Origin of the sequence: Schlesneria sphaerica (assembly GCF_044336245.1) — a bacterium.
Classification (GTDB): domain Bacteria; phylum Planctomycetota; class Planctomycetia; order Planctomycetales; family Planctomycetaceae; genus Schlesneria; species Schlesneria sphaerica.
This window is the reverse complement of the sequence record NZ_CP172346.1, coordinates 5,282,528-5,293,429: the sequence shown is the minus strand read 5'-3', so window position 1 is coordinate 5,293,429 and position 10,902 is coordinate 5,282,528. Positions and strand designations below refer to the sequence as shown.

The following is a 10,902-nucleotide window of genomic DNA, read 5'->3' as shown; positions in this document are numbered from 1 at the left end:
TATCGTGGCGCCCTCTTGGGTGAGGAGGCAAAACAAAAGACGCCCTTCGCGGAGCGTCTTTTGGCGATCATTGGTCAATGGTGAGTCCGTGTTGCACAGACGCGTCGCGTTGAAACAAGAGTTTTACTCTGTGAATCGTGCTTTGCGGGGCACCACACTCAACTGAGAGCGATCTAGGCAGCGAGCCGACGTCGACGATAGGCCGAGAGAGCAACGCCAATTCCGCCCAAGCCAGCCAGAGCGAGAGTTGACGGTTCGGGGACGGAGGAGACGTTGGGAGACACCATGCCTGAACCGAAGATCAGGGAATAACCATGACTTTCCGGAGTGGTGCCGTCTGCAAAGGTGATTGACTTTAGGGTCAACGTATTGATGAAGTTGGAACTAGCAGATCCATCGTCAGAATATGTATAAGCAGCGAGATTATAACTGAATTCCCCATATCCGTCGCTTAAATCCAGCCTGCTGTTCACTACATCACTAATAATGAGCGATTGATCTTCGGGATTCCTATAATCTGTCTGAAGTTCGGCATAATAAGTTTGGTCCGAAAAATAACCGAAAACAGAAGACCAAATGTTTCCGATTTCGCGGTCGGTGCCCGAACCTTGCGTCACAAGTTCACCTTCAATCGTGAAATTAAGTACGAGGCTGTCGCTCAAGCGATGCCCCCCCACAGGAGGCGACACTAATTGAACGCTGTCACTCCAGGTAATATTACCTTCGGCCGAGGAGATCACTCGCCCACTACTCGCCGCGTACACTCCTAAGTTCCCGTTTCTGGAAGTGATAGCCGAAGACGTGTTCACTTCCAGAATACCCTCTTTCGTCTGGGAATAGCTGATCAAACTTTCTGATTCCGATATGCCGACATCGGAACTATAATTGAAGGACCTCGATTCGTACTCAGGGTCGTACATTATGTGCCCGTCCCCGTCGGTCTTGTTGCCGTACCCCGTTCCGTAGACGTTCAGCTGTCCGTATGTAACCGGCCCCGCATGAACAGTGTTGCCACTGAGCGATGAGATGAATGATATGATGGTGATGCCAGTGACGATCATACCTGTCGCGGCGCGCATCTTCGAATTCCTTGAAAAACAGCATTTGGCCGTCGCGTTCATGAGTCCACCAACAAATCGCATATTACCTGTGGTCCGAAACATAGAAGCCTTTCTCTCGACAATTGTTCAATAATTCGGTCGTGTCCGTGTTGCTCTGCGGCGAGTCCTCAAACACGTGTCGATTCGTGCGATCGCGAAGTGAATCTGAAAACACCGAAATCACTCCTCTCAAAAGCTTTCGGCGCGTGATCTCGATCGACATCGCCATGCACACTTCCACCTCTCACTTTTGAGCGAGAATTGACAGCTGTTTGTCTCAAAGAATCTCAAAGAATTTGAGAGAATATGAGAATTACGGAGCCGGTCGTGATTGATACTGCCGCCTGGAGGTGTCCGAGGCCGTTCATTGGCAGATGACGATGCGGGAGTGTGAATGAAGCTTGGGACGCGCCCAGCCATCAGTTGTCGGGTGATTGATTGCTCAAAACACTCGCAAGAGAGACAACACGGAGGCCAGGGTCCTTGCGGAGATGTTGGCGCTGGATCGGTTTCCCGATTGTCTCGATCGCCCCTGCGACAGAGCGCACATCGGTCCTCTGTTCTTCGGCGGCCACACGTTCGTCGGCGAATGGCCGCCGTTCGAAACAAGATTCGTCGTCGATTGATCGATGAATCCCAGCTAACGATCGCGATCAAGACACCAGGCCAACTTGATCTGGGAGGCTTCTCGAACGGTCTCAGGAAATCGTCACGCCATCCACGAACGCTTGTACCTTCAGCCTATTTCAACGCATTGCTGTCAGTCATGCTGGCGCGGTGGCGAGGCGGACCAAGTTTCCGGCGAGCTGGGATCTCTTGCTGAATCTCCTCAACGGGTGGCCGAGACTACCGGCATGGCTAACAATCGGATGAAAACCGGGGACGGGCTCGAATGGCAGTGTCGTGCTGGAAGGGGATTTGAGCACAGACTTTCTCAAGTGGAACCTTCAATCGATTCGAGGCCGCTGCATAAACTCGTACTGCTTCAGTTGCTTTTTGAGCAGGCGGATAGAAGCACCCGATGATAATGAACACTCCGAAGAACAAGGAGACGCTCCCGAAGCCCCAGGAAAACGCCGCAAGCCGCGATGCACTGCGAGCCATCGTCCACTGAAGTCCGATCAACAAAACATCGAGCATAACTGTGAACAGCATCTAGACAAATCAGAAATTCGACGTTTACGAATCCTCTTCGTCCCGTCCGGATGCGCACTACTGCACCCGGGGTCCATCGGCTGTGTCAGCCCTGTTCATGGGTGAGAACATCCGCCTGAAAACACTGGTCCGCCTGTCTGCTCGAAACGACAGCGAGGCGCTCGGCGAGCATTGAGACTCAGTCCCTCTTCTCGTCCGAGCGACCTGGCAAATCGTGATTCCGTTCGAGCGTGACGGACATCGCCTACTTCTTGCCGAGCATGCGATCCAGGGAATCGCCGGTCTGATAGACCAGGGCTTCGGGCCAGTACTGGTAAGGGTGGAAGTATTCGAACGTCAGATAGCGGTCGTAGCCGGTGGCTTCGAGTGCGTCGAGGACCGCAGGCCAGTTGGTCGTACCGTCCAGCAGTGGGCGGAATGCTTCCAGCGACGAATCAGTCCCCTTCTTCGTAAATTCCTTCAGATGGACGTTTCGAATCCGCTTCCCGAGATACGCAATCCAGTGCTCGGGGAACTGGTACTGCATGATGTTCCCGGTATCAAAATGGACCTGCAGGTACTCGGACTGGAATCCATCGACGAAGGCCGCCATCTCCATCGGGGTCATCAGATAACCGTTGAAGAAGATGTTCTCGATGTTCATGTGAATCTTCAGTTTCTCGGCGGTCGGCAGCAGCTTCCCGATCGCTTCTTTCGCGCGCTGATCACAGACATCATTCGCGACCGGTTCATAGTCCGTACGCCAGGGAATATGGACGGCTCCGGGAACCACCAGCAGATTCTCGGTTCCCAGATCATGCGCGGCCTTGGTCATGAGCCCCGCGAGTTCCATGGCACGGGCGCGCTTGGCGGGGTCGTTGCTTGTGAGCGGATAGGGCCAGAAGAGGAACGAACACAGGCCGCTGATCGCAATCCCGATCTTGTCCGCCAGTTGACGGATTTTGGTGAACTCGGCCGTACCCGACTTGGGCGAGAGTTCGCTGTCCAGATCGTAGTTCAGTTCGATCCCATCAAAGCCTGCATCTTTCGCCAGGCGAAGACATTGTTCGAGCGACATTTTCTCGGGGTAGGGAAACGCCCAGAGATTGATCGACTTCTTCATTGCATAGCGTTTCCCGCGGGTGACCCCGGTGGCCGCCGGTTCAGCGGCAGTGGCCATTCCCCAGGGTCCACGCATGACCGCCGTCGCGGCGCCAGCGGCAGCGATTGCCGATCCGAGAACCTTCCGCCGACTGAAACCGTGAGTTGCGTCTGGCAGTTGCGAATCTGACATGTGATGACTCCTCCTGAGGTGAAATCATGGGATTGAACAAAATTGATCGATGTGAGTCGATCAGGATCTTACCCCCGAGAAGTCGGATGTGGGACTGAGCCGGAAAAATTCCGGGCTGCCCCGCACGCGATGACGCCCAGGGCGAGACGACGCCGGACACGCCACGAAGACGAGTCGGGTGAAAAACTTGAGAAAATTTTCTGTCCGCCGCAAATTTGACTCAAGCCCGCCAGACCGTGCGACCGAACTAGTGAAACTGGACGTGGGCCGGTCTCGCACTCATTTCTGTTGATGTCCCTTCAACCGAGTCACCCCGCGGTCCCTTCCCTGCAGCAAGGATTTTGGCCATGCGGATTGTCGCAATCACTTCTGTCGCCATGGGATTCTTCCTGCAATGCGGCTGTGTCTCGACCTTGTCACCGACCGCGACCCCGAGTCGACTGCAAGCCTACCATGATCAGATTGCCGGGCAATACGTGACGGCGAACGACATGGAGCGACAAGGCGATTACGAAGGTGCTCGCCAGATCTATCTCGACCTGCACGAAAAACACCCCAGAAACTCTGACTACCTGCATCGTCTGGGTGTCGTGAGTACGAAGCTGGAACGGTATACCGAAGCTCAAAGTTACTACAGCCAGGCTCAGTCGCTCGATCCGACCAATGTCAGGCTGCTGGCAGACATGGGTTACACGTTCTATCTGACGAAGAATCTCGCTGAAGCCGAGGTGGTGTTGCGAGAAGCGCTTCGTCACAGTCCCAACGATCCACGGTCGACGAATAATCTGGCTCTGGTTCTGGGATTAAACGGCAAGATGAACGAGTGCATGGGACTGCTGAGCCGAGTGAACACCCCCGCCGAGTCACTCGCCTGCATGGCCTATATTCACGCAGAGCGAGGCCAGCTTGAACTGGCCGAGGATCGCTATACGGAAGCATTAACGCTCGATCCCAACCTGAAGAATGCCGCGAAAGCACTGGCAGAACTTCAGAAGCGGAACCCCAGCCAGAACCTGGTTGCCCAGACGCTTCCGGATACGGCTCTTGCCGACGACACCCCCATGAATACTCCGCGTCGCGAATCGTCCCCCATCCGGCAGGTGAATGCCACGCAGCACATCGACATGGATGTAGACCTGGAACCCCGGCGCTCACAAGTGGTCACAGCCGACTTCCATGACGACGCCGCCGGCTTGGGAGAGCAGAACCTGCGCGATGCCCGGTTTGAACTCGATGAGATGGAATTCTCATCGGGCAATTCCGCAGCGGCCCGTCCTGAGGAGTTAAGCGAAGAGACGTCCGACTGGGATGCGGAGCAGTAGTCGCGGTTCCCGAACGCCATTCCGCCGTAGGGGCCGATCAAATTCGGCCTGAAGAGACGATGAGGCGCCGTCTGGTCCAATGACCGATTGAAATCAAAAAACCGACCACGTCCTGTTGGGGGCGTGGTCGGTTCAGGTTTTTACGACGTGTGACGATCCGCACCGATGATCAATGTCGGAAATGCCGGCGGCCGGTGAAGATCATGGCGATGCCGAACTCATTACAGGCGGCGATGACTTCGTCGTCCCGTTTCGAACCGCCCGGCTGAATGACGGCCGTGATTCCCGCCTTGTGAATCTGATCGATGCCGTCGCGGAACGGGAAGAACGCGTCCGAGGCACACACGCCCCCTTTTGATCGCTCACCCGCTTTGTAAGCAGCGATGTAACTGGAATCGAGGCGGCTCATCTGTCCCGCACCCACCCCAATCACCTGCCCTCCCTTGGCGAACAAGATGGCGTTGGATTTCACGTGCTTGCTGACCAGCCAGGCAAACTCGAGGTCCTTTCGCTCTTCCTCGGTCGGGGTTCGCGAAGTGACCACGCGCCATTCGGACACGGCTTCTGCGGTTTCATCGCGGTCCTGAACCAGCAGCCCACCCGTCACCCGGCGCGACTCCTGACTGACCGGTCGTGCATCGAGCATGCCGGGGCACCGCAGCAGCCTGACGTTGGCCTTCCATTTCGGCAGGGTCGTCAGCTTTTCGAATGCGCCACCTGAGAAGGAAGGAGCAATAATCGCTTCAATGAAGTGGCCCGGAGCACACAACTGATCGGCGGTCGCTTCGTCAACTTCACGGTTGAATCCGAGGATCGATCCGAACGCGCTGACAGGATCACCGGCGTCTGCCTTGACGTAGGCGTCGGCAAGCTGATCAGCGACGGCGCAGCCACACGGATTATTGTGCTTGATCACCACCGCAGCAGGCTGAGCGAACTCACGCACGATCAGCATGGCAGCGTCAAGATCCAGCAGATTGTTGTACGAGAGTTCTTTTCCATGCAGGATTTCAGCCGCGGCCAGTGTGGAGGGTGCGGGAGAGGACTCGACATAGAAGGCTGCCCTCTGGTGAGGATTCTCGCCATAGCGAAGCGAGGAACGGCGTTCGTACGACAGAGTCAACTGAGTCGGGAAGGCGGCATCCGTCTCGGCAGCACCGCTTGCTGCAGGAGCGGTAGCACCCTTGGCAAACTGAGCAGACAGGTAATCAGAAATCGCGCGATCATAACGGGCCGTCATTTCAAACGCGGCAGCGGCGAGCTCGCGGCGGAATTCCAGCGTCAGGCATCCTTTGGCCAATTCCTGCAGAACTCGCTCGTACTGCGCAGGATCGGTCACCACACCGACGTACTTGTGGTTCTTCGCAGCCGACCGCAGCATGCTCGGCCCACCGATGTCGATCTGCTCGATCGCTTCCTCGATGGTGACACCCGGCTTGGAGATGGTTTCGACGAACGGGTACAGGTTGACGACGACCAGTTCAAACGGCGTGATCCCATGGGCGGACATCGATTCTGCGTCAGACTTCAGATCAGGACGGCCCAGCAAACCTCCGTGGACACGGGGATGCAGCGTCTTGACTCGTCCGTCCATCATCTCCGGAAAACCGGTGTACTGAGCAACGTCGATGACCGGAATACCGGCGGTTTCAAGGGCTTGACGCGTCCCACCGGTCGAGAGCAATTCAAAACCCAGCTGCACAAGCTGCTGGGCAAAGTGGACAAGCCCCTGCTTATTGCTGAGACTGATCAAGGCACGTCGCGAACTCACTGTCATGGATCCAACTTTCGACTGGCGGAAAAACCGTCAACTGCGGCAAGAGTAAACAAATTCTGATGGATGAGACATCCATTCCTTCAGTTGCCAATCATACAAAAAACTCGGACAGGATTCTTTCGTACGCAGGTCTGTTGGAACGATCATTCGAAACCCTGACAGTTTCGCGACGTTCCCAGCGATCTCCTGGAAATGCCCCGAACGTTCATCGAAATTGCCCGGAACCTTCATCTGCTCTTCTTCCGAAATTGAAGAATCAACCCACTCGCCAAGGATTGCGGGTCTGGGCTTGACTTCGGCCATGGGATTTGGGCTGCATCGGTCCAGGTGAAATGACAACATCTCTGACCTGATGAGGGAAACATTCCATGTCACCGTTGAATCGTCGCAGTTTTCTCAGCACATCCCTTGGAGGTCTTGCGGCGGCATCTGCCTGTCATCCTTCGCTTTTGGCACAGGACTCAAGCTCACTCGCAGAGGCGTCGAACCCTGCGGCCTCATTCGCACCGGATACTCTTTTTCTCACCTGGCAACGAGATCCGACGAGTACAATTACGATCCAGTGGCTGGGGGCTGAAACCAGTGCGGATACTTCCATTCAGTTCGCAACTCTGGAGGCCCCTGTCTGGCAGATCGCCAAGACGATCACCAAGCCATACACGAACACTGATCTGAAAGTGTTTCGGTGCGAGTTGACCGGGCTTCAGCCAGGACAAGAATATCAGTTTCAGATTGCCAACGCCGCCGAAGTCTATCGGTTTCGCACCATGCCCGGCAAAGCGACGGATACCTTCCAATTCGTGTCAGGAGGCGATTCCGGTGTTGGTCTTCATGCGATCAATACCAACATACTCGCCGCCAGGCAGGAACCGTATTTTGCGTTGATCGCCGGGGATCTCGCCTATGACAATGGACGGTCTCCCGAGACGTTCGCGAAATACCTTCAGAACTATCACGAGCACATGATTGACGCGCAGGGGCGACTGATCCCTATGGTGGCCGCCATCGGGAATCACGAAGTAGATGGCGGTTACAAGAGGCAGAGGCAGGATGCACCTGCCTACCTCAGCTTCTTCGACGGATTCTACCCCGAAAAAACATACGGGGTGCTGGACATCGGCGACTATCTCAGCCTCGTCGTGCTGGATACCGACCACATCGCCCCGATTGCTGGCGAACAAACTGACTGGCTCAGGCAAACCCTCGCGGATCGACAAGAACGGCCGCATCTCATCGTTGCCAATCACGTCCCTGCCTATCCCTCATACCGGTCACCACAAGGAGCGAACGACCATCTCGGCACAGGGGAAGAGCAGCGAAAACACTGGTGCCCATTGTTCGAGCAGTACAATGTTGACGTGGTTCTCGAACACCACGATCACACCTTCAAAAGAACGCATCCTCTGACGAACGGATTGCGCGACAAACATGGTGTGCTTTACCTGGGTGATGGATCATGGGGCCAACTCCGCGTCCCGAAAACTCCTGAAGAACGCCCCTACCTCGCCGCAGTCAGTTCCGCATACCACATGACGGTCCATCGACTGGAAGGTGATCAGCGGTTCCATATGGCTATGGAACAATCAGGCAAAATCGCCGATGTCTGCATGACAACGAGTAAGCGTCCTGCAAAACGGGGTTGAGCGCATAACGTTCATGCCGGCCCGCAGCCACGATACATGGAGCTGACAGGGCGGGGGCAATCCAAAACCGGCCCCCCCCGCCCTTGTTGCTGGCAGACCCGGAAATCTGCGAATCAGGTCCTGTCCCAATCACGATTGAAACGAGCCCATCCGCTCGCGCTGAGCAAAAGAGATCACCTGCCCGTCAAACCGTCGGCCATCAGCACCGCTGTAACGACATCCTTCGCGAGCCTGTGCTTCGCAGTTCAATCGTCTGTCGCTGACGCTGCGATTCGACCTGGAACCTTCTCGCCGCTATTTCCGCCCGACTTCCTTGACGTCGATCAAACGCTCCCATTGGGACGGGGGGATCATCCAGGGATCTTTTCTTAGCGGTTCAGTCAGCGGGCGAATCCAGGATCGTTGGTAGTAACCTCTTGGCTCTTTCGACAGATCGACCGTCGGGTCGATGAGTAATTGCGGTTTCCGACCGTTCAACGACGTCAATACAAGAGCTCGGACTTCAAACTCCCGACCGGTCAGTTTCAAATAGTCCTCGGAGATGAAATGCGCGAGATGCAGGATCATTTCAGGGTCACGAACGAATCGAATCTCCTGGTCAGGCGTAATCCACTTTCGCACATCGGGATTCCAGCTCAGCCCCGTTTGGGGATCGGTCACCAGATAGCGAAAGCCGCTCGTCTTCCCTCGCAACATCATCCGCCACGAGAAATGATGTCCCCGTTCGGTCCAGCTGGTGTCTCCCTCTTCCAAAAAATGAACCAGAGGCCATGCGAGGTGAAAGAGGCAACAGAGCCCTGCAAACCCCATCGCCGCAAATCTGCGCCGAAACATCCAGGGGCATGGATCCTCAGCGGAATGAGCTTGATTCAACGTCGCCTCTGCCGGCCTCACTCCCATTTCTAAACGTGAAACAGGCACCTCGTTGAGCGCGGATTCCGCGCTGATCTCGGGATTACCGCGAAGCCCTCTCACTATCTTCAACAGTCTGTCAAGGGAGGGACGTGGCCAGTCGGGACTGAAGAAGATGGTCGTCGCCACGATCATGAACCAGGGAAAAACGTGAATCGAATCGAAGACCATTGAATTGATCAGATGGAACGCCAGACATATCAGATAAGCAAGACTGCGTGTCCGCTTCCAAATCAGGAGCGGAACGACAAGTAAATCAAATAAAGCTCCCCCCCAGATAAACACCTGAACCACCGACTCCAGCGTCAGCCAGGGGCCAATGAAAGGGAGATCCGACCGGGAAGCCAGCATCTGGCGCAATGGGGCTCCTGCAAACCAATCGTGATTCAGTTTCGCAACTCCCCCGAAGAAATAGGGAAGCCCCACATGAAACCTGAGCAGCCAGACTGACCACGCCGCGATCGATTCCGACCGAAGTGATGGCCACAATATAGAGTCGATCGACCATAAACGGTGGGCGGGGATGAATACCATCAACCACCCTAGCAGCATGAGCAAATAGTAGTGATTCTGATAATTCGTTCGATCGAGCAACAGAAAATACGTAAACAGCAGTGCCAGCGACGGAGTCGTCGCTCGGTAGAGCAGCCCCCCCGCAACGAACAAACCCAGTACGGACATTGCGACAAAAAAAAGTTTCATCCCATTCAGCGAGAATGGCTGAACCCAGTCGAAACCGTAGTAAGTAAAATGAAAATCCGGTTTGACGTACAGTTCGTACGCTCGTCCTGCAACAAGATAATCAATTCCGAGCCACACCATCACCAGACCGAATCCAATTCGAAATACGACTACTGACGCACCATCGACAGGTGTGAAGAGAAATCGCATCCATCTTCGACACCACCCGTCCACGGTGGTTGCTTCTCTCTCAAGGCTCTGCTTCATTGCGCTGTTATCTGCTGTTTGAGCGACCGTTTCTCTTGCCAGCCTGAGGTTCATCTCAATCGACTGGTGGAGGTGACAGACCAATCTCTATCACCTTGTCCGACGGATGATCACCTTCGCGGAATTTCGTTCTCTGCGAGGGGAACAAAAGTTCTATTAAGCTTCTGCGCCGCCCACTGGAAACGTGATATCCGAAATCATTGGATATCAAGTTTCGAATCCGCGTCATCCGCAGCAGCACCGCCTGTCAATCTGACCGGGCGGCCGTTTCCCTTCTTCGCTGGTTTCGCTGGCAGCGTTACGTTGATGGTGTTGGTCTGACCCGCAACGATCTCAACTTCCATCACATTCTTCTCGGAATTGGTGGCGCAATCACAGCTCACGCTTGCATCACCTCCAACCCGGACTCGATGCTTACCAATCACGGCACCGTCATTTCGTCCATACGTCGACAATTGAAACGCACCATCGTGATCGCTAAATGCAAACCCCTGCTTACCGACTTTGGCTGATTTCCCAACTACCATCGGCTCGAAATAGACTTGAACATTTTCGACGGGCTCGCCATTGCAAAGTACGACCCCCTCAGTCCGCGCCACTGCGAATCTTTCACTTCCTGACCCGCAGCCAACGCACAAAGGGAACGTGACAGCCACTAATACTGCAATTCTCTTGATCATTATCTCTTCCTTTCATCCCAATCACTCAAGAGGAACAGTTCGTTCCTCGCCTGATGGCGGAAACTGAACTTGATTTGCTCATAAACTCTGAC

Annotated in this window: 7 protein-coding genes; 2 read left to right on the top strand and 5 right to left on the bottom strand. The window is 55.1% G+C overall.

Annotated features, from left to right (window positions below):
• Positions 1-173: 173 nt before the first annotated feature.
• On the bottom strand, positions 174-1,079 hold the full coding sequence (locus tag ACGY09_RS19140; protein ID WP_397569006.1) for a PEP-CTERM sorting domain-containing protein: 906 nt from the start codon (positions 1,077-1,079) through the stop codon (positions 174-176).
• Between the two features lie 1,420 nt (positions 1,080-2,499).
• Positions 2,500-3,414, bottom strand: a complete 915-nt coding sequence (locus ACGY09_RS19135) for a sugar phosphate isomerase/epimerase family protein (protein WP_373653822.1) — start codon at positions 3,412-3,414, stop codon at positions 2,500-2,502.
• Between the two features lie 461 nt (positions 3,415-3,875).
• Between ACGY09_RS19135 and ACGY09_RS19130 the strand changes: the two genes are divergently transcribed.
• On the top strand, positions 3,876-4,850 hold the full coding sequence (locus tag ACGY09_RS19130) for a tetratricopeptide repeat protein (protein ID WP_397569005.1): 975 nt from the start codon (positions 3,876-3,878) through the stop codon (positions 4,848-4,850).
• A gap of 169 nt (positions 4,851-5,019) precedes the next feature.
• Here the strand turns inward: ACGY09_RS19130 and purH are convergent, their stop codons facing one another.
• Positions 5,020-6,627 (bottom strand): bifunctional phosphoribosylaminoimidazolecarboxamide formyltransferase/IMP cyclohydrolase, encoded by a 1,608-nt coding sequence (purH, locus tag ACGY09_RS19125; RefSeq protein ID WP_397569004.1) that lies wholly within the window; start codon positions 6,625-6,627, stop codon positions 5,020-5,022.
• A gap of 368 nt (positions 6,628-6,995) precedes the next feature.
• Here purH and ACGY09_RS19120 point away from each other — a divergent pair, with 368 nt between their 5' ends.
• Positions 6,996-8,270: a purple acid phosphatase family protein gene (locus ACGY09_RS19120; protein ID WP_397569003.1), complete on the top strand. Its 1,275-nt coding sequence runs from the start codon at positions 6,996-6,998 to the stop codon at positions 8,268-8,270.
• Between the two features lie 294 nt (positions 8,271-8,564).
• Here ACGY09_RS19120 and ACGY09_RS19115 read toward each other — a convergent pair whose 3' ends face one another.
• Both ACGY09_RS19115 and ACGY09_RS19110 read right to left on the bottom strand, forming a co-directional pair.
• Positions 8,565-10,073, bottom strand: coding sequence for an HTTM domain-containing protein (locus ACGY09_RS19115; RefSeq protein ID WP_397569002.1), 1,509 nt, complete (start codon positions 10,071-10,073; stop codon positions 8,565-8,567).
• Between the two features lie 254 nt (positions 10,074-10,327).
• Positions 10,328-10,810, bottom strand: coding sequence for a hypothetical protein (locus ACGY09_RS19110; protein WP_397569001.1), 483 nt, complete (start codon positions 10,808-10,810; stop codon positions 10,328-10,330).
• Positions 10,811-10,902 lie beyond the last annotated feature (92 nt).